Annotated in this window: 17 protein-coding genes; 15 read left to right on the forward strand and 2 right to left on the reverse strand. The window is 64.6% G+C overall.

Annotation, left to right across the window (positions count from 1 at the left end; all coding sequences use genetic code 11):
* Window positions 1-95: 95 nt before the first annotated feature.
* The 5 genes from SOM47_RS09205 (at window position 96) to SOM47_RS09225 (ending at window position 10,209) form a co-directional block, all read left to right on the forward strand.
* Window positions 96-2,741 carry a TonB-dependent receptor gene (locus SOM47_RS09205; RefSeq protein WP_320505389.1) on the forward strand — a complete coding sequence of 882 codons (2,646 nt, stop codon included), beginning with the start codon at window positions 96-98 and terminating at the stop codon, window positions 2,739-2,741.
* A gap of 98 nt (window positions 2,742-2,839) precedes the next feature.
* Window positions 2,840-5,437: a M14 family zinc carboxypeptidase gene (locus SOM47_RS09210; RefSeq protein WP_320505390.1), complete on the forward strand. Its 2,598-nt coding sequence runs from the start codon at window positions 2,840-2,842 to the stop codon at window positions 5,435-5,437.
* 654 nt (window positions 5,438-6,091) lie between these two features.
* Window positions 6,092-6,886 carry a DUF4198 domain-containing protein gene (locus SOM47_RS09215; protein WP_320505391.1) on the forward strand — a complete coding sequence of 265 codons (795 nt, stop codon included), beginning with the start codon at window positions 6,092-6,094 and terminating at the stop codon, window positions 6,884-6,886.
* Window positions 6,887-6,909: 23 nt separating this feature from the next.
* On the forward strand, window positions 6,910-7,737 hold the full coding sequence (locus SOM47_RS09220) for an EF-hand domain-containing protein (RefSeq protein ID WP_320505392.1): 828 nt from the start codon (window positions 6,910-6,912) through the stop codon (window positions 7,735-7,737).
* Between the two features lie 162 nt (window positions 7,738-7,899).
* Window positions 7,900-10,209, forward strand: coding sequence for a TonB-dependent hemoglobin/transferrin/lactoferrin family receptor (locus SOM47_RS09225; protein ID WP_320505393.1), 2,310 nt, complete (start codon window positions 7,900-7,902; stop codon window positions 10,207-10,209).
* A 125-nt stretch (window positions 10,210-10,334) separates the two neighbouring features.
* Here SOM47_RS09225 and SOM47_RS09230 read toward each other — a convergent pair whose 3' ends face one another.
* Window positions 10,335-11,732 (reverse strand): DEAD/DEAH box helicase, encoded by a 1,398-nt coding sequence (locus SOM47_RS09230; protein WP_320505394.1) that lies wholly within the window; start codon window positions 11,730-11,732, stop codon window positions 10,335-10,337.
* Window positions 11,733-12,335: 603 nt separating this feature from the next.
* Between SOM47_RS09230 and SOM47_RS09235 the strand changes: the two genes are divergently transcribed.
* The gene (locus tag SOM47_RS09235; RefSeq protein ID WP_320505395.1) at window positions 12,336-13,325 is read left to right on the forward strand and encodes a fumarylacetoacetate hydrolase family protein; all 990 of its coding nucleotides are present in this window, start codon (window positions 12,336-12,338) and stop codon (window positions 13,323-13,325) included.
* The gene (gene maiA, locus SOM47_RS09240; RefSeq protein ID WP_320505396.1) at window positions 13,322-14,008 is read left to right on the forward strand and encodes a maleylacetoacetate isomerase; all 687 of its coding nucleotides are present in this window, start codon (window positions 13,322-13,324) and stop codon (window positions 14,006-14,008) included. The genes SOM47_RS09235 and maiA overlap by 4 nt, the downstream gene beginning before the upstream one ends.
* 80 nt (window positions 14,009-14,088) lie before the next feature.
* Here the strand turns inward: maiA and SOM47_RS09245 are convergent, their stop codons facing one another.
* Window positions 14,089-15,216, reverse strand: coding sequence for a PilT/PilU family type 4a pilus ATPase (locus SOM47_RS09245; protein ID WP_042613770.1), 1,128 nt, complete (start codon window positions 15,214-15,216; stop codon window positions 14,089-14,091).
* Window positions 15,217-15,341: 125 nt separating this feature from the next.
* Between SOM47_RS09245 and SOM47_RS09250 the strand changes: the two genes are divergently transcribed.
* The 8 genes from SOM47_RS09250 (at window position 15,342) to SOM47_RS09285 (ending at window position 24,483) form a co-directional block, all read left to right on the forward strand.
* Window positions 15,342-15,710: a DUF4398 domain-containing protein gene (locus tag SOM47_RS09250; protein ID WP_192084600.1), complete on the forward strand. Its 369-nt coding sequence runs from the start codon at window positions 15,342-15,344 to the stop codon at window positions 15,708-15,710.
* On the forward strand, window positions 15,710-16,594 hold the full coding sequence (locus tag SOM47_RS09255; RefSeq protein ID WP_192084311.1) for an OmpA family protein: 885 nt from the start codon (window positions 15,710-15,712) through the stop codon (window positions 16,592-16,594). Before SOM47_RS09250 ends, SOM47_RS09255 begins: the two co-directional genes overlap by 1 nt.
* Window positions 16,595-16,919: 325 nt before the next feature.
* Window positions 16,920-17,159, forward strand: coding sequence for an HP1242/YdcH family protein (locus tag SOM47_RS09260; protein WP_101100166.1), 240 nt, complete (start codon window positions 16,920-16,922; stop codon window positions 17,157-17,159).
* A gap of 288 nt (window positions 17,160-17,447) precedes the next feature.
* On the forward strand, window positions 17,448-18,818 hold the full coding sequence (locus tag SOM47_RS09265) for a pyridoxal-phosphate dependent enzyme (protein WP_320505397.1): 1,371 nt from the start codon (window positions 17,448-17,450) through the stop codon (window positions 18,816-18,818).
* Window positions 18,819-18,943: 125 nt separating this feature from the next.
* On the forward strand, window positions 18,944-20,125 hold the full coding sequence (locus tag SOM47_RS09270) for a cystathionine gamma-synthase (RefSeq protein WP_320505398.1): 1,182 nt from the start codon (window positions 18,944-18,946) through the stop codon (window positions 20,123-20,125).
* 77 nt (window positions 20,126-20,202) lie between these two features.
* Window positions 20,203-21,033, forward strand: a complete 831-nt coding sequence (locus SOM47_RS09275) for an ABC transporter permease (protein WP_249404457.1) — start codon at window positions 20,203-20,205, stop codon at window positions 21,031-21,033.
* Window positions 21,023-22,342, forward strand: coding sequence for an ABC transporter ATP-binding protein (locus tag SOM47_RS09280; RefSeq protein ID WP_192084314.1), 1,320 nt, complete (start codon window positions 21,023-21,025; stop codon window positions 22,340-22,342). The genes SOM47_RS09275 and SOM47_RS09280 overlap by 11 nt, the downstream gene beginning before the upstream one ends.
* 5 nt (window positions 22,343-22,347) lie before the next feature.
* On the forward strand, window positions 22,348-24,483 hold the full coding sequence (locus tag SOM47_RS09285) for a glycosyltransferase (RefSeq protein ID WP_249404468.1): 2,136 nt from the start codon (window positions 22,348-22,350) through the stop codon (window positions 24,481-24,483).
* The last annotated feature ends 7 nt before the right edge of the window (window positions 24,484-24,490 follow it).

Here is a 24,490-nt window from a genome sequence, read left to right on the forward strand (position 1 = left end):
CTCTTATATCCGTATGAAGAGATGTTATTGGTCGCGATGCGGCCATTCATGGGCTACTGCGGAACTGTTACCACCACCCACCCCACGATTTCGACATGCCCCAGCACACCTTGCTCGTGGCGGCCCTTGCCGCCGCCCTGGCCGCGCCTTTGCCTGCCGCCGCCGAAACGTCTGCCGACACCATTGCCAGTGGCGATGCCAGCACCCTGGCCGCCGTGCGTGTCACCGGGTCCAACATCAAACGCACCGACACCGAGACCGCCAACCCGGTGCAGGTGATCGGCCGTGAACAGCTCGAAGCGACCGGCAAGGCCTCGGTCGCCGACGTGCTGCGTTCGATCTCCGCCAATACCGGCAACGCCGCCAACGAGACCTCCAACAGCGGCTGGGCCTCCGGTTCGGCTGGCATCGGCCTGCGCGGGTTGTCGCAGAAGAACACGCTGGTGCTGCTCAACGGCCGTCGGCTGGCGAATTACGGCTTCCCGGCCAATGGGCTGTCGGATACCTTCGTCAACCTCAATGCGCTGCCGCTGGTCGCGGTGGAACGCATCGAAGTGCTGAAGGACGGCGCGTCAGCGGTCTACGGTTCCGATGCGGTGGCCGGAGTGGTCAACATCATCACCCGACAGAACTACCAGGGCGCGGAGATCGGTGGCAGCGTCGGCACCGCCGACCAGGGCGGGCTGGACGAGACCAAGCTGAAGTTCGTCGGTGGCCTGGGCGACCTGGAGACCGATGGCTACAACATCCTGGTCAGCCTGGAAGCCTACAACCGCGATCGCCTGGACCAGGACGAGCGTGACCTGACGCGGTCCGGCATCTACAGCGACCAGCCCGGCGGCCGCTGGAACGGCTGGTCGGCCAAGGGCGCACGTTACCTGGTCAACGGCGTGTCGGTGCCGATGCTGGACGCCAACGGGCAATGCCCGGACGGCACCACCCGCGTGGCCAGTGCGCCGATCGACGGCCTGGCCGGTGATACCTGTGGTTTCAACCAGGCGCCGTACACCACCCTGATACCGTCGACCAAGCGCTGGCAGGCCTACGCCAACGGCACCTTCCGCCTCAGCGACAACGTGGAAGCGTTCGGCGAAGTGCTGTACAGCGAGGTCAAGGGCGTGTCCTGGTTCGGGAGCAGCCCGTTCTTCACCCTGGAAAGCGGACGCTTCGCGCTGAACGCCGATACCGGGCTGGCCGAGCCGGTGTCATCCAACCTGCCGGCAGGCAACCCGTACAACCCGTATGGCCGTGCCATCCCGATCGAATACACCTTCTTCAACCTCGGCGGCACGATCAAGACCAACCGCTCGCAGTCCTACCGTGGCTTGGTCGGCCTGCGTGGCAGCAGCGAGCGCTGGGACTGGGAAGTGGGCGCCTTCGGTGCACGCAGCAGCGAGCGCGAGACGGTATCCGGGGGCTTCGCCAACCGCTGGGCGCTGGCCGATGCGCTGGTCACCGGCAGCTACAACCTGTTGGATCCGTCGGCGACCCCGCAGTCGGTGCTGGATGGCATCAACATCGCCACCCTGCGCCCGGCCGAGTCAAAATTGCAGGGCATCGATGCGAAGATTTCCGGCACGCTCGGCCATACCTGGGCCGGTGACATCGGCTTCGCCTCCGGCGTGGAATGGCGCCGCGAGAAGCTGGATTCCAACAACCCGTGGCAGATCGACGCCGGCCTGCAGGTGCGCCCGGCGATCGCCGAAGTGCACGGTGAGCGTACGGTCAGCGCCGCCTACGCCGAGGCCATCGTGCCGCTGGCCTCGAAGCTGGAACTGTCGGTGGCCGCGCGCGCGGATCATTACGATGACTTCGGCGATGCGTTCTCGCCCAAGCTGGGCCTGCGCTGGCAGCCGCTGGACTTCCTGCTGGTGCGTGCTGCCGCATCGAAGGGCTTCCGTGCGCCGTCGCTCTCCGAGAACTCGGACAGCACCAGCATTTCCTACGGCAGCGTGGTCGACCCGCGTGACCCGGACCTGCCCGGCTCGCGGCAGAACCCGACCTTCTTCACCGTTGGCAACACCGAGCTGAAGCCGGAACGTACCCGCAGCTACAACTTCGGCGTGGTGCTGTCGCCGTGGGCGAACACCAACCTGAGTGTCGATTACTACAAGATCGAACTGGAGAACCTGGTCGGCACCAACAACACCCAGACGCTGGTGACCAACGACGTGCCGGGCGCGGTGCAGCGCGATGAGCGCGGCAAGATACAGGCCGTGTACAACCGCTACCAGAACCTCAGCGACCTGAAGACCTCCGGCATCGACGTGGAGCTGCGCCAGCGCATACCGACCGAGCGCCTTGGCACCTTCAACCTGAGTTCGGCTTATACCCATGTGCGTGACTACCGCCGCCCGACCGTGATCGGCGGGCCGCTGGTGAACTACGCCGGCAGCAACCTGGGCGCCACGCTGCCGAAGAACAAGGCCACCACCACGCTGGACTGGAGCCATGGCGACGTGCGGACCGCGCTCACCTGGTACTACACCAGCGGCTACGACCAGAAGGCCAGCGCCACCGCGCAGGCGGTGCAGGACCGCGTTGACAGCTACAGCCAGTTCGATCTGTACGTGGGATACACCGGCTTCGAGCAGCTGACCCTGTACGCGAAGATCCAGAACCTGGGCGACGAGGATCCGCCGTACGACGCCTCGTTCCCGGGCATCCGCGCGCCGTACGACTTCAGCCAGTACGACCTGCGTGGTCGTTACTTCACGGTGGGCTTCGACTACCGCTTCTGATGCGCTCCGCGCGTGTCATCCGCTCTGCCGGCCGGCCACTGCACGTGGCTGGCTGGGCTGTACTGGCGCTGCAGCGCCATCATCCATGGGGAATCGTCGTGTCCTTCCATCGCAGTGTGTTGTTGTCCCTGCTCGCCGCCGCCGCCGCCGCGGTCGCGCTACCCGCCGCGCCGGTGCAGGCGCAGAGCGCCTACTTCTTCCCGCAGGCCACGCACGCCGCGGATTTCGATCCGGCCATTCCCACACCGCAGCAGTTCCTCGGCTACGAGGTCGGCAGCCGTTACACCCGGCATGACCAACTGGTGGCCTATTTCAAAGAGCTGGCCCGGTTGTCGGACAAGATCACGGTGCAGGAGATTGGCCGCAGCTACGAAGGCCGTCCGCTGCTGATCGCCACGCTGACCGGTGCGCAGAACCACGCGCGGCTGGAATCGATCCGCCAGCAGCACGCCACCCTGGTGGACCCGGCGCAGCCGCGCAGCGCCGCCGGTGACAGTCCGGTGGTGGTGTGGCTGGGCTACAGCGTGCACGGCAACGAGACCTCCAGCGGCGAGGCGGCGATGCTCACTGCGTACTACCTGGTAGCCAACCGCAGCGCCGAAACCCAGCAGTGGCTGCAGAACGCAGTGGTGCTGTTCGACCCGGCGCAGAATCCGGATGGACGCGACCGCGCGGCGAACTGGCACAACGCGTATGCCTCCAGCCCGGCCTCGCCTGATCCGGCCGACAAGGAACACGTGGAGCCGTTCCCGCAGGGCCGCACCAACCACTATTTCACCGATCTCAACCGCGATTGGCTGGCGCTGACCCAGCAGGACAGCCGGCCGAAGATCGAGGTGTTCCACCAGTGGTATCCGAATGTCCAGATCGATTTCCACGAGATGGGCAAGGACAGCACGTATTACTTCGAGCCGTCGCCGAAGAGCATGCACAGCCCGCTGCTGCCCGCGTCGTCGTACGAGTTCAACAAGACCCTGGCCAAGTACCACGCCGCTTCGCTGGATGCGCTGGGTTCGCTGTACTACACCGGTGAAAACTATGACAACTTCTCGCCGGTGTATGGCTCCACCTACCCGGATTTCCATGGCGGGGTGGGCGTGACGGTCGAGCAGGCGAGCTCGCGCGGACGCGTGCAGGAATCGGTCAACGGTCCGTTGACATTCCCGTTCACCATCCGCAACCAGGTGGCCACCGGGCTGGGCACGGTGCGCGGCGCGGTCGCAGAGCGCGAAGGCCTGCTGTCGCTGCAGAAATCCTTCTTCCAGTCTGCGCTGAAGCAGGCCGGCCAGCAGCAGTTGAAGAGCTTCGTGTTCGGCGACGCGCACGACCCGGCACTGACCCGCAAGCTGCTGGAACTGCTGCTGCTGCATCGGATCGAGGTGCATGCGCTGGCGTCTGCGGTGACCGTGGATGGACGCCGTTTCGAACCGGGCAGTGCCTACGTGGTGCTGGCGGCGCAGCCGCAGTTCCGGCTGGTGCATTCGATCTTCGCCGACACGCCGCAGATCAAGGGCGATGTGTTCTATGGCAGTACTTCGTATGCGATCGCGCCTGCCTACGGCGTGGCCTTCGCGGCCAGCAAGAGCCGCATCGGCGAGGGCGCACGGGTGACTGCGGTGGCGGATGCCCATGGTGGCGTGCAGGGCGGACAAGCCGGCTATGCGTATGTGATCGACTGGCGTGACTACAACGCCGGCCGCGCCCTGTATGCGCTGCAGGCCAAGGGCTTGTCCACGCGCGCAGCATTTCGGGCATTTACTGCCGGAACGTCGGCCGGCGAGGTGGACTTCGCCCCGGGCAGCATCGTGGTGCCGGTCGCCGGCCAGCCGCTGCAGGGTGCGGCGTTGCTGGAGGCGGTACAGGCCGCGGCCAAGGACAGTGGCGTGCAGGCGTACGCGCTGGCCAGCGGCCAGAGCCGCGGTGGCATCGACCTGGGCAGCGACAGCGTCAAGGCGCTGCGCAGGCCGGCCGTGGCGCTGGTGATGGGCGAGGGCGTGAACGCGACCGAGATCGGCTCGGCGTGGTTCCTGCTGGACCAGCAGCTGCAGCTGCCGGCGAGCAAGATCGACCCTTCGCAGCTGGGCAAGGTCCCGCTGGACCGCTACACCTCCATCGTGCTGTCCGGTGGCAAGTACGAGGGCGTGGATGAAGCGGCGGTCGGCGCGCTGAAGCGCTGGATCCAGGCCGGTGGATCGTTGGTGACCTACGGCACCGCATCGCGCTGGGCGATCGAGAAAAAGCTGGCGGATGGCGAGAAGCTGGGCGCGGACGAAGTGACCGCCGATGCCTCGCGTAAAGCCTTCGGCGACCAGCGCGACATCGCTGCGATCGAGCGGGTGAGTGGCAACATCCTGAGCGCAGACATCGATACCAGCCATCCGCTGGGCTTCGGCACGCCGCGCCGGCAGCTGGCGGTTAACAAGGAAAACGCGGTGGTGCTGCAGCCCAGCGCCAATCCGTTCTCCACGGTGGTGCGGGTGGACGAGCAGATGCGCGTGAATGGGTATCTGTCCGAGCGCAATCGAGCGCGGGTGAGCGGTTCGGCGTGGTTGCTGGTGTCGCCGCAGGGGCAGGGCAATGTGGTGCTGTTCGCCGATGATCCGGCGCACCGCAAGTACTGGCACGGGACGGACCGGTTGCTGGTCAATGCGCTGTTCTTCGGCAATCTGCTGAATCCTGCGAAGCCGCGGGGGTAGGGGTGGGTTTGCCGGGCTTGCAGCCCGGCGGCCCGCTTTGAAGCAAAGGCAAAAGCCTGCAGGGCTATGTGTTGCTGGGGCGGGGTGGCTGTGCAGGACACGCCGCAAGTACGTCCTTGTAGGCTCGCTTTTCGCATCCATGCGAAAAGACGGTCCTGCACAGCCACCCCGCCCCACCTTCGACAGGTCCATGGGGGCCATGGAACCTGCGGTAGCGCCGACCCATGGTCGGCGGATGGTGTCAGGTGAACTGATAAAGAGCCGCCGACCATGGGTATGCCGGTCGTCCTGACCGGCACCCTGCGGGCCGTCGCAAGCGACGTTGGAAGCGGCTCCTGCCGCTGCCTTCGGCGCTACCGCTTTTCATTTTTTTATACGCGGCCGGTGGCCACCGGAACCTGTCAGGGCGCCGGGTGGGTGGGCCATGCAGGACCGTCTGTTCGCATGGATGCGAACAGCGAGCCTCCATGGACGGATTCACGGCGTGTCCTGCATGGCCCACCCACCCGGCGCCAACCCAGCAACCCGCTCCTGACCCACCCGCCGCGAGGGGCCCCGCCGCTCGCAGCACCAAAATCGTATTGCGAATCATTCGCAATAGGCATAGAGTGTGCGCCGCCGGACTGGGGCCGGTGCCTTCCACTCGAGATGCCGATGAAAACCTGCCTGCTGGCCGGCCTGTTACTGGCCGCCACCGTGATGCCTGCCCATGCGCATACGCCGTACCTGGCGCCTGCGACGTTCCAGATCCAGCCCACCAGCCTGGTGACCCTGGATGCCAGCTTCGCCGAAACCTTCTTCGTGCCTGAAGTGGTGTTCGACAACAGCACCTTCGTTGTGACCGATCCGGATGGCATGCAGCACGCGCCGGATACCGTGCACCTGCTCAAGACCCGCGCCGTGGTGGAACAGCGCCTGCCGGGCAAGAAGGGCACCTATCGCTTCAGCACCGGCAACCGCCTGGGTGCGGTGTTCCGCACCTTTGAAGTCAACGGCAAGGTGGAAAGCAGCCGCGATCCGTCCAAGCCGCTGCCGGCGGGGGCGAAGATCGTCTCGCATTACCAGAGCCTGTCGCGTTCGGAGGTGTACCTGACCGCCGGCGCGCCGACCACCGCAGCGCTCGCACCGTATGGCAAGGGCCTGGAGCTGGTGCCCGTAACCCACCCCAGCGATCTGTACGTCGGCGAGCACTTCCAGTTCGAAGTGCGCTACGACGGCAAGCCGCTGCCAGCGCAGAAGGTCGAGATCAACCGCGCGCTCGGCGATGGACAGGCGCAGCCGGCACCGATCGAGCTGACCACCGATGCCGCCGGCAAGGCCAGCCTGCCGCTGCAGCATGCCGGCGCCTACCTGGCGCTGATCCGCTACCGCGGCGCGGCACCCGAAGGCGCGGCCGCGCCGCAGTACGGCAACAACTACACGCTCAGCTTCCGCGTGTTGGAACCGTAACCCTCCTTCCAAGGCCCACCCGAATGAACAAGAGCGTGATCTTCCTGGCCCTGCTGGCCGCAACCAGCAGCGCTGTTGCACAGGCGCCCCAGACCGGCGCGAAGGCACCGTCCTCCGCTGCCGCCGACTTCCTTGAACAGTTCGATCCGCAGGACACCGGCGCGGTCAGCTGGGCGCAGTTCGAGACCTTCCGGCGCGCCCGTTACGCCGCCACCGACCGCAACGGCGATGGCAGCGTCGATAAGCAGGAGTACATCGACGAATACCTGCAGCGCTTCGACGCGCGCCTGGCCAAGGCGCGCGAAGGCCACCTGCGGCAGACTGGTACGCGCTTCAACGCGCTGGACCGCAACAACGACGGCCGCATCAGCCGCGAGGAGTTCGACGCGGCCGGTGAACGTACCTGGGCCGGTTACGAGAAGAGCCAGGACGCCACCCGTGAGAGCGCAGCGTCGACCAATCGGGATCCGCTGAAGATGCCGACGTCGCACACCGCCAACGGCATGCTGGAACTGTATGACCGCAACAGCGACGGCGTGGTCGACCGGGCCGAATTCTATGCCGCGCGTACCGCGACCTTCGCCGCCACCGATGCCAACGGCGATGGCCAGCTGGATCTGGCCGAGTACACCGCCGAGTTTGCCGGGCGCCTGGATGCGCAGCGCGCCAAGGTGCGCGAGGCTGGTGCACGCCAAGCGGGTGTGCGCTTCGGTGCGCTGGACACCGACAAGGACGGGCAGATGACCTTCGCCGAGTACCAGGTGTCGGGCAAGCGCCTGTTCGAGCGCGCCGATACCAACGGCGACCGCATCGTCGATGCGCGCGACCCGGAACCGGTGGCCACACCCTGATCCAACCCGGTGCCGGCATGCCGCCGGCACCACGGCGCCGCGACCACGCCTCGCGCGCGCGGAACACGAACTTCCACGACCTCCCAGCCCGCACCGGCGTCCAGCGCGCCGACAGCCAGGAACGGCGTACGTCCAGCCCTTTCTTACTGCGGAGCTTTCCCGATGAACCTGTCCCTGTCCCTGCTCTCGCTGGCGGTGCTCGCCAGCCTGTCCGCGATTCCCGCCGCGCATGCCGATGCACCGGCTGATGCCGGCACCCTCGATACCGTGCGCGTGGAAGCCGAGCGCGCGAAGAAGAGCACCTCGCGCAACCAGAACGTCACCGTCCTCAGCGCCGCCGACCTGGACGCGGAGATGGCCAACAACATGGAAGAGGCCATCCGCTACATCCCCGGCGTCAGCGCGGTCGACATGGGGCGCTTCGGTGACAACGGGTTCAACATCCGTGGCCTGGAAAGCGATCGCGTGGCGATCACCGTCGACGGGCTCAGCCTGGGCGAATCGGTCGAAACCGCGCGTTCCTACGAGTTCTTCCGCGGTGGCCGCGGCGACGTCGACATCGACACCTTGAAGAGCCTGCAGGTGATCAAGGGCGCTGACTCCATCACCGCCGGCAGCGGGGCGCTGGGCGGCGCGGTGGTGTTCACCACCAAGGACCCCGCCGACTACCTGAAGGCGGCCGGCAACGATACGCATGTCGGCATGAAGTTCGGCTACAGCGGTTCCAACGACGAAACGATGGGCACGCTGACCTTCGCCAACCGCACCGGCATCGCCGAATCGATGCTGGTCTACACCCGCCGCGAAGGCCACGAATCGGAAAGCTGGTACGACACCACGGTGGACCGGATCGGCGTTGGCCGGCGGACCCCGGATCCGGTGGACAGCACCCGCGACAACCTGCTGGGCAAGCTGGACCTGCAGCTGGACGAGCGCAACACGCTGGGCTTCATGGTCGAGCGCGGCCGCGCCCGCAATGAAGTGGACAACCTGTCGCGGGTCTATTCGCCAGGCTACCTGGAGCGCCGTGGTGACGACCGCAACGACCGTGACCGCTATGGCATGCGCTGGCAGTACCGCCCGCAGAATGCGCTGTTCGACAGCATGGAAGCGCAGCTGGACCACCAGGTCACCGAGAGCCGTGGGCTGACCACCATCCTCGCCGGCAGTGGCTGCCCGGGCCGCACCGTGCCCTGCCTGCGCAGCGAGAACCGCTCCACCGAACAGACCCTGGACCGTGCAGCGCTGGATTTCAGCAAGGTGCTGGACAACGCCGGCGCGCGCCATGACATCGTCTACGGCCTGGCCTGGCAGACCCGCGACGTCGACTTCACCGCCGTGGATACGCGCTGGTATGCGGCCGGCGACATCGCCACCGTGGAGCAGGATCCCCGCCAGGTGCCGAAGACCGATGCGCGCAACTGGAACCTGTACCTGCGTGACAGCATCACCCTGATGGAGGAGCGTCTGGTGCTCAGTGGCGGCGCACGCTATGACCGCTATGACTACTCGCCGACAGTGGACGCGACCTTCGTCGATCCGACCGGCAGCGTGCGCGACCTGCGGTTCTCCGCGCCCAGTTGGCAGCTCGGTGCCGAGTTCCGCTTCCTGCCCGATCATGCCGTGTGGGCCCAGGTCGGGCGCGGTTTCCGCGCGCCGAGCGTGGCCGATCTGTACTCACCGACCGGCAGCACGCTTGCCTTCGATGCCATCACCGGTGCCCAGGTGCAGTTCGATACGTCCTCGTCCAACCCGGACCTGGACGCGGAAAAAAGCCTCAACGTGGAACTGGGCTACCGCTGGAGCACCGACCGTGGTCAGCTGGGCTTCTCGCTGTTCCGCGACCGCTACAGCAACTTCATCGAGACGGTGACCACCGCACAGGCGTACCCCAACGGCTACCGCACCACTGCGGCCGCGCCGATCCAGTACAGCTACAACGCCACCATGCCGATGAATGCCGGCAAGGTCACGGTGAAGGGCGCCGAGCTGGAAGGGCGCTGGCAGTTCAGCCACGCGTGGTCCTCCCGCATTGCCGCCGCTTACAGCGAAGGCGAGAAGGCCAACGGGGACCCGCTGGAAAGCATCGTGCCGGCCAGTGTGGTGGTCGGCCTGCGCTACGCGCCGTCACCGGTGTGGAATGTCACCGCCAACCTGACCCATGCGTGGGGCAAGAATGCCGATGATGCCTACACCACGCTGGCCAACGGCACGCGCGAGACGCCCGACTGGGTCGGCAAGGCCGATGGCTACACCGTGCTGGACCTGGTGGGCAGCTGGAACGTCACCGACCAGCTGCGGGTCAGTGCCGGCGTGTACAACCTGACCGATCGTGAGTACTACCTGTGGCAGCGCGTGCGCGGTATCTACGAGGGCACCAATACGCTGTATGGCTACGTCAACGAGCAGGGAATCGGCCGGTACAGCGAGCCGGGCCGCAATGCACGCGTGACCGTGGCCTACAGCTTCTGAAACAGCCCGTTGATAGCGCCGAGCGATGCTCGGCGGACGCAAACGAAAAAGGGACGAAGCTCGCGCTCCGTCCCTTTCTCAATCAGGCGCCACGACCGAAATCGGTCACCTGCGCAGGGCGCGGATCAGACCGCGCGGCTGCTGCCCTGGCTGCGGCCGGCGCCACCACGGCGCTGGCCCTGGCCCTGCGCAGCACGCGCCTGGCCGGCACCACCGCCGCCTTCGCGACGACCACCGCCGGCCTTCTTCGGGCCTGCATGGGCGTGACGCGGCGCATCGCCATGCGGACGACGGGCATGCGAGGTCTTGCGCACGCCACGGTCACCCATATCGCTGTCAGCCTTGCCCGGGGCGCTGTTGCCCCAGCGGATCGGCACCTGCAGCTCGAAGCCCGGCACGTCGCGGATGTCCATGTCGCGGCCGAGCAGGCGCACGATCTGGCGCAGCAGCTTCACTTCATCCTGGGCAACCAGCGAAATCGCTTCACCGGTGGCACCGTTGCGGCCGGTACGGCCGATGCGGTGCACGTAGTCTTCGGCGACCATCGGCAGGTCGAAGTTGATCACCTTCGGCAGCTCGTTGATGTCGATGCCGCGCGCGGCGATATCGGTGGCCACCAGCACGGTCACGCGGCCGGCCTTGAAATCAGCCAGTGCGCGCAGGCGCTGGCCCTGGCTCTTGTTGCCGTGGATCGCGGCGGTCTTGATGCCGGACTTGTCCAGGAACGCGGCCAGCTTGTCGCTGCCGTGCTTGGTGCGGGCGAAGACCAGGGTCTGCTCGCGGCTGTCCTGGGCGAGCAGGTGCAGCAGCAGGTCGCGTTTGCGACCGCCATCGACCGGGTGCACGCGGTGGGTGATCAGTTCGGCGACGGTGTTCTTCGGCGTGACCTGGATCTGCTCCGGGTTGCGCATGAACTCCATCGCCAGCTGCTTGATGCTCTCTTCGAACGTCGCCGAGAACAGCAGGGTCTGGCGGTTCTGCTTGGGCAGCTTGGCCAGGATGCGCTTGATCGACGGCAGGAAGCCCATGTCGAGCATGCGATCGGCTTCGTCCAGCACCAGCACTTCAATGCCGGACAGGTCGATGCTGCGACGCTCGATATGATCGATCAGGCGGCCCGGGCAGGCCACCAGCAGGTCCACGCCACGGCGCAGGATGTCCAGCTGGTTGCCCATGCCGACGCCGCCGTAGATGCAGGCACTCGGGATGCGCAGGTACTTGCTGTAGCCGCGCAGGCTGTCATGCACCTGGGTGGCCAGTTCGCGGGTCGGGGTCAGGATGAGGGCGCGCGGCTTGCGCGGGCCGCCGTTGGACACTTCCTGCGAATTGGTGGCCAGGTGCTGCAGCAGCGGCAGGCCGAAGGCAGCGGTCTTGCCGGTACCGGTCTGTGCGCCGGCCAGCAGGTCGCGGCCGGCCAGGGCGAGCGGGATGGCCTGCTCCTGGATGGCGGTGGGGGTTTCATAGCCCTGCTCGGAAAGCGCACGCAGCAGGAAGGGCGCAAGGCCCAGGGATTCAAAAGACATTCGAGAAAGCTCCAAAAACAGAGAACGCCTGGCCGAATGGCCAAGCGGGGGCAGATCGATGAGATCGGCTGACTCGGAGCGTTCCCGTGAACCGCGCTGCGAGAAATTGGGTGCAGCCGGCGCGGAGAGCGCAGGCTGGAATGCGTGACGAACGGCGCCGGAGTGGGGGCGGGCGAGGGGTCGGGTGACCTGGCTCGCCGGCGATCCCGGAGGGAAACGGACGACCGCTGCAGACCGGCGAAGTCTAACCGAAGAATGAGATCCGGCGCAAAGGTGCGTGTTCAGGAAAAGCCGGATCCGGGTGGGGGCCGGGCGGGGAGGGTCGGCAGGACACGCCGCAAGTACGTCCTTGTAGGCTGCGTCGCCGCATCCATGCGGCTCAGCGTCCTGCCAACCCTCCCCGCCCGGCCCCGCTGACAGGTTCCGTGGCGTCTGGGAGCGGGTAGCGCCGAGCCGTGCTCGGCGGAGGGTAGGGCGCGAGCGGGGTCTCCGATCATCGGCATGCGCGGCATACACTCCTTGCCATGCGGCGGCGCAGCTTTCCGGCGTCGCGGGGGTTTGATTACACTTGAAACTTGTTTGCCACCTCAGCCGGATGTGCCCATGAAGCTTGGTTCTTTGAAGGAAGGTGGCCGCGACGGCACCTTGATCGTCGTTTCGCGTGACCTGCAGCGCGGGGTGCGCGCCACCGGTATCGCGGCGACGTTGCAGGCGGCGCTGGAAGACTGGGCGCGTAGCGCGCCGCGGCTGCAGGCGTTGTCCGACTCGCTGAATGCCGGCGATGCCGATGGGGTGTTCGACATCGATATGCAGGCGCTCGCTTCGCCGCTGCCGCGCGCCTATGAATTCCTGGATGGCAGTGCCTACCTGCCGCACGTGGCGCGGGTACGCCGGGCACGTGGCGCGGAGGTGCCCGACAGCTTCTATACCGATCCGCTGATGTACCAGGCGACCAGTGCCGGCTTCCATGGTCCGCGCGATGCGGTGAAGGTGGTCAGCGAAGACCATGGCATCGACCTGGAAGCGGAGATCGTGGTGGTCACCGATGACGTGCCGATGGCCGTCAGCCCGGAACAGGCAGCCACGCACATCCAGCTGATCGGGCTGGTCAACGACGTATCACTGCGCAACCTGATCCCGGGCGAGCTGGCCAAGGGCTTCGGTTTCCTGCAGTCCAAGCCGCGCTCGGCGCTGTCGCCGGTGTTCGTGACCCCCGATGAGCTCGGCGATGCCTGGCGTGACAGCAAGCTGCATCTGCCGCTGGTGACCCACATCAACGGCGCGTGGTTCGGCGCGCCGGAAGCCGGCGTGGACATGCAGTTCAACTTCGGCCAGTTGGTGGCACACGCGGCGAAGACCCGTCCACTCGGCGCGGGCACCCTCGTCGGTTCGGGCACCATCGCCAACGAGGACACCAGCAAGGGCGCGTCGTGTTTTGCCGAGCTGCGCACGGTGGAAACGCTGCGCGACGGCAAGCCGAGCACGCCGTTCATGTCCTTCGGCGACGTGGTGCGCATCGAGATGCTGGACGCCAACGGGGCCAGTATCTTCGGTGCCATCGAACAGCGCATCGAGCAGGCCGCCACGCCGTGAGCGGCGCATCGGCGCCTGCTGCGGGCGGGCAGGGCGAGATCGTCCTGCATACCTATTGGCGTTCCAGCGCGGCCTACCGCGTGCGCATCGGACTGAACCTGAAAGGCTTGGCCTGGCAGGGCCACGCGGTGCACCTGGTGCGCGGGGGCGGTGAGCAGCATCAGGACAGCTATCACCGGTTGAATCCGCAGGAGCTGGTGCCGACGCTGCAGCATCGTGGGCTGGTGCTGACCCAGTCGATGGCGATCCTGGAGTATCTGGACGAGGTGTTCGCCGCCGACGCGCTGTTGCCGGCCGACCCGGCCGGGCGCGCACGGGTGCGCGCCCTGGCCCAGCTGGTGGCCTGCGATATCCACCCGCTCAACAACCTGCGGGTGATGCAGTACCTGGAGGGGCCGTTGCAGCTGCCCCCGGATGCGCGCACGCAGTGGACCCTGCACTGGATGGCCGAAGGGCTGTCGGCGATGGAGACGATGCTGGCCGCCAGCCCGGACACCGGCACGTTCTGCCACGGTGACCGGCCCGGCCTGGCCGATGCCTGCCTGATCCCCCAGCTGTACAACGCGCATCGCTTCGGACTCGACCTGGCCGGTTACCCGATCCTCCGCCGTATCGAAGCGGCCTGCTTGGCGCTGCCCGCCTTCGACACCGCCCGCCCCGAAAACCAGCCCGACGCCGCCTGACGAAAAAGGGGACGGAGGGGATTAAGTCGTTTTCGACCCGACACGGTCGAAAACGACTTAATCCCCTCCGTCCCCTTTTTTCAGAAACCGTGCGAGATGGTCGGCTGGCCGGCGGAGAAGTCCGCGTAGGGATCGTGCTCGCCGCTGCTGCCTTCGGACAGCCGGAACTTCAGTGCCAGGCCGTCGCGTGAATCGGCCGCGCGCAGCGCTTCTTCGATGTCGACGATGCCGTCCTTGACCATCCGGAACAGGCACTGGTCAAAGCTTTCCATGCCTTCTTCCAGCGAAGCTTCCATCGCGGCCTTGATCTCGTGCACCTGGCCGCGGCGCAGCAGGTCGCGGATCATCGGCGTGTTGATCAGCACTTCGGTCGCCGGCAGGCGGCGGCCATCGTGGCCCTTCACCAGACGCTGGCTGATGACGCCGCGCAGGTTCAACGACAGGTTCATCAGCACGTTGCGATGCGCGCTTTCCGGGAAGAAGTTCAGGATGCGCTCGATCGTCTGGTCGGCGTTGTTGGAGTGCAGGGTGGCCAGGCACAGGTGCCCGGTTTCGGCGAAGGCGATTGCGGCCTCCATCGTTTCCGCATCCAGGATTTCGCCGATCAGGATCACGTCCGGCGCTTCACGCATCGCGTTCTTCAGCGCGTTGTGGAAGGCGTGGGTGTCCAGCCCGACTTCGCGCTGGTTGACGATCGACATCTTGTGCTTGTGCAGGTACTCGATCGGGTCCTCGATGGTGAGGATGTGCCCGGTCGTAGTGCTGTTGCGGTGGTCGATCATCGACGCCAGCGAGGTCGACTTGCCCGAGCCGGTGGACCCCACCACCAGCACCAGGCCACGCGGGGTCATGATGACGTCCTTCAGCACCTGCGGCAGGTTCAGCTCTTCGATGCTGGGGATCCGGCTGCGGATGGCGCGGATGACCATGCCGACTTCGCCGCGCTGCTTGAACACGTTCACGCGGAAGCGCCCGGTGTCGGCCAGGGCGATCGCCATGTTGAGCTCCAGGTCGCGTTCGAACTGGGGCACCTGGCCTTCGTCCATCAGCGAATAGGCGATCTTCTTGACCATGCCCGGCGGCAGGCCGGTGTTGCCCAGCGGGTAAAGCTTGCCTTCAATCTTGATGTAGACCGGCGCGCCGGTCGTCAAAAACATGTCCGAAGCGTTCTTTTCGGTCATCAGCTTCAGGAAGTAGCCGATATCCATCGCGTTTTTCCCCAAAAACGAGTCGCCGACGGCTCAAGTTGCAAGCATGGCGTCGGCATGACGACAATGGCCGTGCACAACAACCGGCACGGCCTCCCCAAATGAATCAACGTAGCTTCGCACAAATGCGCCATGGCCTGTATGTGATGGCGTTGGCATTCGCACTCTCCGCCCCCACTGCGGCTTTCGCCCAGGACGGCGCGCTTGAGTTGTCCCAGGCCCGCCAGGCGGTGGACCGCGCCACCCAGGCAGATGCCGACCAGTACGCGCCGGACCTGATCGGCATGGCCCGGCAAGGGCTGCAGCAGGCCCAGCGCGCCGCAGACGACCGCCGCGAGCGCAAGAACGCGCCGGCCATGGCGCTGCGCGCTGCCGCTGATGCCGACCTGGCCCGCGCACGCAGCGAGGAAGCCACCGCGACCTCGCAGCTGCAGCTGCGCCGCAATGAAGTCAACCAGCTGCAGCGCCAGCTCGAAACCGGGGAAAACCGCTGATGCGTGCACGTTCGATCTATCTCGCTGCCGGTCTTCTGGCCCTGCCGCTGCTGGCCGTCGCCGCCGATGACCCGATGGTGATGCAGCTCAACCAGCGCCTGATGGCGATCTCGGCCAATCCGGACACGGCCAACCTGGGCGCCTTTGAACGGATGCAGGCGCAGCAGGCGATCAGCACCTTCAGCAACGCCAAGCGCCGCGACCAGGAGCTGACCCGCTACCTGGCCGAGCGCCGGGTGGAGATCGCCGAGACCGCCGTGCGCGCCGCCCTGGCCCAGCGTGAAGTGGACCAGCTGGAGCGCACCCGCAGCGATCTGCTGATCGAGGCCAGCCGTCGCGAGGCGGCGCGCGCGCGCCAGGAGGCCGAGCGCCTGCGCGTGCAGGCACAGATCCAGGCTGAAGAGTCCGAGCGCCTGCGCCTGGCTGCCGAAAGCGAAGCGCTGGCCCGCCAGGACGCCGAAAATGCCCTGACCAGCGTGGCCGGCAAGCAGCAGCAGCGCCTCAGCGCCGCACAGCAGAACGCCGCCAAGCTGGCCCGCGAAGAGGCCGAACTGGTCTCCGGGCAGAAGCTGCCGGCCAGCAAATTCGACAGCCGCGGTGAGGTGTTCACCCTGACCGGTGATGCCTATGCCAATGGCCAGGCCGCCCTGTCCAACGCGGCAAAGAACCAAGCGAAGGCACTCGGCGAGTACCTGAACATCGGTCGCAAGGGGCGGGTGCGGATCGAGGCCTATGACAGCGCCAACGGCGTGGGCCAGCGACGTGCCGAGGCGCTGCGCGACGCACTGGTCGCTGCAGGTGTCGCCAGCAACCGCATCCAGGTCGCCGGCAAGAAGGCGGCGTCCACGCGCGCCCGTTCGGCAGAGGTGATCGTTTCACCTTAAAGTATTGTTTTCGTTAATAAATGGGCGTCCGGTCTCACTTGCCTGAACCCCTCGTCGCCGCAAGAGGGTTTTTTGTCGCATGGGGCTTGTAGCCCCCCTCGGGCAAGCGTAGGGTCAATCGTCCGGGACGCATTCCGCGCACCGGACGATGGGAGGGCCGGGCCGATGCAATCTGGGCACGAACCGAAGCAGGCAATCATCCACGGGCCAGTGTGGAATGCCGGACGGAACGCCGCCCTGCGCGCGGACCGCGCCCTTCTTTTCCCGACAGACGCCCCGTGCCGCCAGGCCGGGGCGTTCGTGTTTCTGCTGAAGGAGGTACATCATGTTTGAAGATCAGTCCCAGAGCGAGATCGAGGCCCGCCGCGCGCGCGATCCGGAGTTCCGGACCCTGCATGACGAACACCGGAAGTTGAATCGCCAGTGCATGGATGCCGAGCTCGGCGTGTTCGCCGTGAGTGATGTCACCCTGGGCCGGATGAAGCGGGAAAAGCTGCTGGCCAAGCAACGTCTCCTGCGCATGCTCGAGACCGCCCCGCAATCGCAATCCTCCCCCTCGCATTGACCCATCCACGCCCCGTCGGGCGTTCCGGCCGATGATGGCCGTCCTGCTGGCGAGCCGCTGAGCCCGCCACCGCCCGGGCACCGCCGATCGTGGTGCCCGGGCTGTTTCGCCCCCCGTGTTCCCTGTCGCGGGCGGCGTGGACCTCCTCGTCGGTCCATGTCGTCCGCGCCACTTGGCTTCGGCGTACATGCCTACCCGCCGGCAGGCCTGCAAGGCCTACCATCTTCACGCCCATACAGCGGATAATCCAATGTCCGGCCCTGCGCGGCGCGAATCGAAGTCCCCCGAATGCCCATCCATGCTTCCGTCCTCGACCTCATTGGCCAGACCCCCATCGTCAAGGCCCAGCGCCTGGACACCGGTGTCTGCGAGCTGTTCCTGAAGCTCGAAAGCGCCAACCCGGGCGGATCGATCAAGGACCGTATCGGCCTGTCGATGATCGAGGCGGCGGAAAAGCGCGGCGACCTCAAGCCCGGCGCCACACTGGTGGAAGGCACGGCGGGCAATACCGGCCTGGGGCTGGCGCTGGTGGCCCAGCAGAAGGGCTACAAGCTGGTGCTCGTGGTTCCCGACAAGATGAGCCGGGAAAAAATCTTCAACCTGAAGGCGATGGGCGCCGAAGTGCGGCTGACCCGTTCGGACGTGGCCAAGGGCCATCCGGAGTACTACCAGGACCTGGCCAAGACCATCGCCGACCAGATCCCGGGCGCCTACTTCATCAACCAGTTCGGCAACCCGGACAATCCGGCGGCGCACGAGTTCGGCACCGGCCCGGAAATCCTGGAGCAGATGGGCGGCGACCTGGGCGCGATCGTGTTCGGCTGCGGCAGCTCGGGCACCATGACCGGCCTGTCCCGCGCGTTCTCCACGCTTTCGCCGAAGACCGAACTGGTGCTGGCCGATCCGGTCGGCTCGATCCTGGCCGAGTACATCAACGACGGCGTACTGAATGACAAGTCCGGCAGCTGGCTGGTGGAAGGCATCGGCGAGGACTTCCTGCCGTCGATTTCCGACTTCAGCCGGGTCAAGAAGGCGTATGCCATCACCGACGCCGAGAGCTTCCATACCGCCCGCGAACTGCTGGGCAAGGAAGGCATTTTGGGCGGCTCGTCCACCGGTACCCTGCTGGCGGCGGCGCTGAAGTACTGCAAGGAACAGACCACGCCGAAGCGGGTGCTGGTGCTGGTCTGCGACACCGGCAACAAGTATCTGTCCAAGATGTACAACGACTACTGGATGCTGGACAACGGCTTCCTGGAGCGCCCGCAGCACGGCGATCTGCGCGACCTGATCCTGCGTCCGTATGGCCAACGGGACACCGTGGTGATCGGCCCGAACGACCTGCTGACCACCGCCTACCAGCGCATGAAGCTGTATGACGTGTCCCAGCTGCCGGTCGTCGATGGCGACACGCTGGTCGGCATCGTCGATGAAAGCGACGTGCTGCTGCACGTCTACGGCGATGAATCGCGCTTCCGCGACACCGTGTCCACCGCGATGGTCAGCAAGCTGGACCGGCTGGACGTGAAGTCGCCGATCGAAGCGCTGTTGCCGGTGTTCGACCGCGGCCAGGTGGCGATCATCATGGACGGCGATACGTTCCTGGGCCTGATCACCCGGATCGATCTGCTGAACTACCTGCGCCGTCGCGTTCAGTAAGGTGGCGTTCGCAGATTTTACGCACTGAATCCGTGTTTATCCGCGTCAAAGGTCGTTAAGGCCGCGCTGATAGACTCCCGAACCTTCAACGGCGACCACTTGGGCGCCCAGCAGGAAACCCTTATATGTCTGACTCCTCAAAGCCGGCCCACGAGCGCGCGCTTTCCCTGGCCACGCTGGCCATCCACGGCGGCCAATCGCCCGATCCCAGCACCGGCGCGGTGATGCCGCCGATCTACGCCACGTCCACCTATGCGCAGAGCAGCCCGGGCGAGCACCAGGGCTTCGAATACTCGCGCACCCACAACCCGACGCGCTTCGCCTACGAGCGCTGTGTCGCCTCGCTGGAAGGCGGCTCGCGTGGCTTCGCATTCGCCTCGGGCATGGCCGCCACCTCCACGGTGATGGAGCTGCTGGACGCCGGCAGCCACGTGGTGGCGATGGATGACATCTACGGCGGCACCTTCCGCCTGTTCGAGCGCGTGCGTCGCCGCACCGCCGGCCTGGATTTCAGCTTCGTCGACCTGACCGACCTGGCCGCGTTCGAAGCGGCGATCACCCCGGCCACGAAGATGGTCTGGATTGAAACGCCGACCAACCCGATGCTGAAGATCGTCGACATCGCCGCGGTCGCCGCGATCGCGAAGAAGCACGGCCTGGTCATTGTGGTCGACAACACCTTCGCCTCGCCGATGCTGCAGCGCCCGCTGGAACTCGGCGCGGACCTGGTGCTGCATTCGGCGACCAAGTACCTCAACGGCCATTCGGACATGGTCGGCGGCATGGTGGTGGTCGGTGACAACGCGGGATTGGCCGAGCAGATGGCCTTCCTGCAGAACTCCATCGGTGGCGTGCAGGGACCGTTCGACAGCTTCCTGGCGCTGCGTGGGCTGAAGACGCTGCCGCTGCGCATGAAGGCGCACTGCGCCAATGCGATGGCGCTGGCGCAGTGGCTTGAAACCCAGCCTTCGGTGGAGAAGGTGATCTATCCCGGGTTGAAGAGCCATCCGCAGCATGAGCTGGCCACGCGCCAGATGAACGGCTACGGCGGCATCGTGTCGATCGTGCTGAAGGGCGGGTTCGAGGCGGCGAAGGTGTTCTGCGAGCGGACGGAGCTGTTTACGTTGGCCGAGTCGCTGGGCGGGGTGGAGAGCCTGGTCAACCATCCGGCGGTGATGACGCATGCTTCGATTCCGGTTGAGCGGCGGGAGAAGCTTGGGATCAGTGCGGGGCTGGTGCGGTTGAGTGTCGGGGTTGAGGAGTTGGGGGATCTTATGGTGGATCTTGAGAGGGCGCTTTCGGGCTGACTGCTCTCGTTCAGTTGAAACCACGTATCTCGCCCTCCGTTTGGGAGGGGCGACGCCAGCAATTCAGGAAGTCAAGAATGTTCAATTCAAACCAAGCGATGAGCCTGGCCCCGACTACCGCGATCCGCTCAATAGTGCATTACCGCGTCTTGATTCTGGATATGATCAAGCGAGAGGTAGTCGGCCGCTATAGGGGTTCGGTCATGGGCCTTCTGTGGTCCTTCTTTACGCCCGTCTTGATGCTGGTCGTATACACCTTTGTCTTCAGCGTCGTGTTCCAAGCCCGTTGGACAGGTGGTTCGGGCTCCAAGACAGAATTCGCGGTAGTTCTGTTCATCGGCATGATGATCTTTGGTTTGTTTGCGGAGTGCATGAACCGTGCACCCTCACTCATCCTGTCCAACGCGAACTATGTAAAAAAGGTGATTTTTCCATTGGAGATCCTTCCAGTGGTAGCGCTCGGTGCCGCGCTGTTCCATTTCGCAGTCAGTATGCTGGTATGGCTGCTTTTCTACGGTGTCCTGTTTGGTGTCCCGTCGATACAGGCCCTCTGGCTGCCGGTCGTGCTTCTGCCGTTGGCGTTGATGTGTTTGGGCATCTCCTGGTTACTCGCTTCGCTCGGCGTGTATCTTCGCGATGTGGGACAGGTCATCGCCGTCGTCACCACGGCCATGATGTTCATGTCACCTGTCTTCTTCCCGGTGGCTGCGATGCCCGAGGCATTCCGACCATACCTCTACCTGAGCCCGCTGACCTATTTCATTGAGCAGTCAAGAGACCTGCTCATATGGCATGGCACCATGCATTGGATGACATGGTGCCAGATGCTTGGACTGTCGCTGGCGATGGTTGTCTTGGGCTTTGCTTGGTTCCAGAAGACCAGAAAGGGTTTCGCAGATGTCATCTGAGAACGCCATTGAAGTAAGTAACCTGAGCAAGTGCTATCAGATCTACGACACGCCTCGTGATCGTCTGATGCAGATGTTGTTTGGTGGTGGAAACAAGCGTTTCTACCGGGAATTCTGGTCGTTGCGTGATATTTCCTTCAGCATTCCGAAGGGAAAGGTATACGGGATTCTCGGCAAGAACGGCGCCGGAAAATCGACGCTGCTGCAGATCATCTGTGGCACGTTGGCGGCGACGACAGGTGAGGCGAGGGTGGCTGGACGCGTTTCGGCGCTGCTTGAGCTGGGCTCGGGATTCAATCCCGAATTCACTGGTATCGAAAACATCTACATGAACGCCCAGTTGCTGGGTCTCACCCGCGCCCAAGTGGATGGAAAGCTTGATCAGATCATCGCCTTCGCCGACATCGGCGATCATGTGCATCAGCCAGTCAAGACCTACTCAAGCGGCATGTTCGCGCGTCTGGCGTTCTCTGTCGCCATCCACGTGGACCCGGACATCCTTATTGTCGATGAGACGCTCAGCGTCGGCGATGCATGGTTTCAGCACAAAAGCATGGCGCGCATGCGCAAGCTCATGGAGAGTGGCTGCACCGTGCTGTTTGTCAGCCACTCGATTGACGCGGTCCGAGCTCTGTGCGATTACGCGATCTGGATCGATGGCGGCACCCTGAAAATGCAGGGAAATGTCACCGAGGTGACCAATGCCTATATGAATGATGTATTCGTCGAACATAACAGGCTTATTCTTGAAGCAAACGACGTACCCATCCACGATGAGCTCGACAACGTGGAGGTGGCAGGCCCAACGCAGGTTGTTGCAAACGATCAGGAAGAAGCAACGCCGATCGATGCGGAAATGCCTGCCGACGGTGCCGTTCTGCATGTGCAGACGGTGCAAGTACTCAACGCTGATGGCAAACCGGTTGATCGAATCGAACAGCGGGACGAGCTCTCGTTGGCCATTGACGTCAAGTTCCACAAGGCGTTGAAAAACGTCAGCGTTGGTTTCCTCATCAAGGACCAGTTCGGTCAGGAATTGACGGGGGAAAGCATTTTCAACAGCTTCCGCAAGGGCGTGGAAGTGCATGCGGGTCAATTGTTGCGTGTCAGATTCAGGGGGGCGAATCTGCTGAGAGGGGGGCAATCCTACTCGGTTGCGATTCGTATCAATCAGGTCAGCCGATGGGACCGCAGCGACAATGTCGTCATCTATGCCGACGAATTGGCGGCGGTCTTCGATGTGTTGACAGACAACGACGAACCCATGTGGTTCAAATTCAGAATGCCCTTCAAGGTGGAATGCCAGTGAGCCGTATGGAAGTGAGCGTGGTGTTGAACCTGCATCGGGAGTCATTACTCCTGACGCCTACCCTTTTGTCGCTTGAAGCGTGCGCACACGAAGCCAGGAAAGCGGGCATTTCGGTCGAACTGATAGCGGTTTTTGACCGGACAGACGACGCAACCCGGGAGGCGTTCAACGCGCAGCGTCTCGAGGGATTTGCCCGTATCGAGACGGTTGAAGTGAATGTGGGCTCACTTGGGTTGGCGCGAAACGCAGGCATCGAGCGAGCCACGGGTGAGTACGTCTGGACCTCGGATTCCGATGACCTGGTTTCATCCAACGCCATCGTCGCCTTGCTGGAGACCGCCCGCAACAATCCAAATCCGGACGTGGTCGTTTTCATTGAATATCTCTGTGCCTTCGGCGACCGTTACCACAACGTCCGATACTTCGACTCGAAATATCTCACTGCAGGGGATTTCGCGCTTCATCACCCCTACATTTCCCGTATTTTCGTGCCGCGGGCCGCGTTCGACCAGTGCGGCTACGACGATTTGAGGGTGGCGTCAGGGTTCGCCTATGAGGATTGGCATCTCAATTGCAATCTTCGTGCCCGCGGTTTCGATATGGTGGTTGCGCCCGACACGGTCATCTTTTATCGGCAGCGTAACGGCAGTCTGCTCCGGCAGGCGGATGCCGCGTCATCACGCCTCATCCCGCACGGCCTGTTGTTTGATCGCAAGGTGTTTCTTGCCGACGTCCAGCGTTCGCGCTCCCAGGGCGGAGATTGGGCGAAACTTGTGCGGGAGCGGCAGGAGATCGCCTCGGCGGACAATACCGCACTGTTTACTTCCTCATCAAAGCTGATGGGCTATCTGCGCGACGCCGTTGAGCTGGAGCCCGAGATCGAAGCGTACCGGGTCGAGTCGGCGGGAAGCTACAGCCCCATGCCGTGGAACCCGGCACATTGGGGAATGCAGCTGGAAAATCTCTACCGGATGATCGGGGGAGAGATCTTCACTGATATCGTGCTGTTGCCTTGGCTGCGCCCAGGCGGTGGCGAAAAATACATCATGCAGGTGCTGGACAGGATTGCCGAGCAGGCGCCTGATTCGCGTCTGCTGGTCGTTGCGGGAGAGTCCGCGCCGCGGCACGAATGGGTGTCGCGTCTCCCGGCCGGTAGCGTATTCCTCGATATCTGCAATGCGTTCCCGGCCCTGAACGAGGTCGAGCGGGATGCCATGACCATCCGAGCCTTGCTGGCGGTGTCTTCCGACGGCGCGCGTCTGCACCTGAAATCTTCTGGGTTTGCGCATCGGCTGCTGGACTCGTTCGGCCCGGTAATGGGTGCCAGTTTCCGGATTGTTTATTATCGTTTCTGTGATGGCACGTACAGCTGGCAGGGCAAGATCAGGCGTGGTCCCTGGGGCGTGAGCGTGATGCGCAAGCATTTGCCCGGGTTCTGGAAAGTCGTGACCGATTGCAATGCCGTTCTGGACGATGATCAACGCTTTCTCGGCCCGCTTCCCAGCTACGAGGTGGTCTATGCGAAATGTGACGTACCGCGCGTGGTAGACGCAGGGCGTTCGGTACAGAAGCGGCTGCTGTGGGCATCGCGCGTGGATGTGCAGAAGCGGCCGGAGCGTCTGCTGCAGATCGCCACAGCATTGAAGACCGCCGGCGTCAATGTCGAGATCGACGCGTTTGGCTCGGCCGACGCGGGCGTTGATGTGAAGGCGATCTTTGGTTCGGGCACCGGCCCGGCTGGCGCTAAGGTGAACTATCGTGGCGGTTTCTCGTCCGTGTCGGATTTGCCTATCGAAAAATATGACGCATTCATTTACACCAGCGACTTTGATGGACTTCCGAACGTGCTGCTCGAGATGTTGGGCGCTGGACTGCCTGCGATAGCGCCGGACATTGGCGGTATCCGTGAGGTGGTGATTGACGGCGTGACCGGGAAACTGGTGAACAGCGTTGATGAGGCCTCTCTGATAGCCGCGTATGTGGATGCCGTGAAAGAAATCTACGGCGATTGGGAGGCTACGCTGCAACTGGGGCTTCGGGCGCGCGAACTGATCGCTGCGCAGCACGGCGCGGATGTTTTTGCAGAAAGGGTTGCCGGGGCCCTCGATCTCGGCTGGCTGGACTCCCGTAAGGTTTCTTGATGTCGAC

This window comes from Stenotrophomonas sp. CFBP8980 (genome assembly GCF_034046095.1).
Lineage (GTDB): Bacteria > Pseudomonadota > Gammaproteobacteria > Xanthomonadales > Xanthomonadaceae > Stenotrophomonas > Stenotrophomonas lacuserhaii.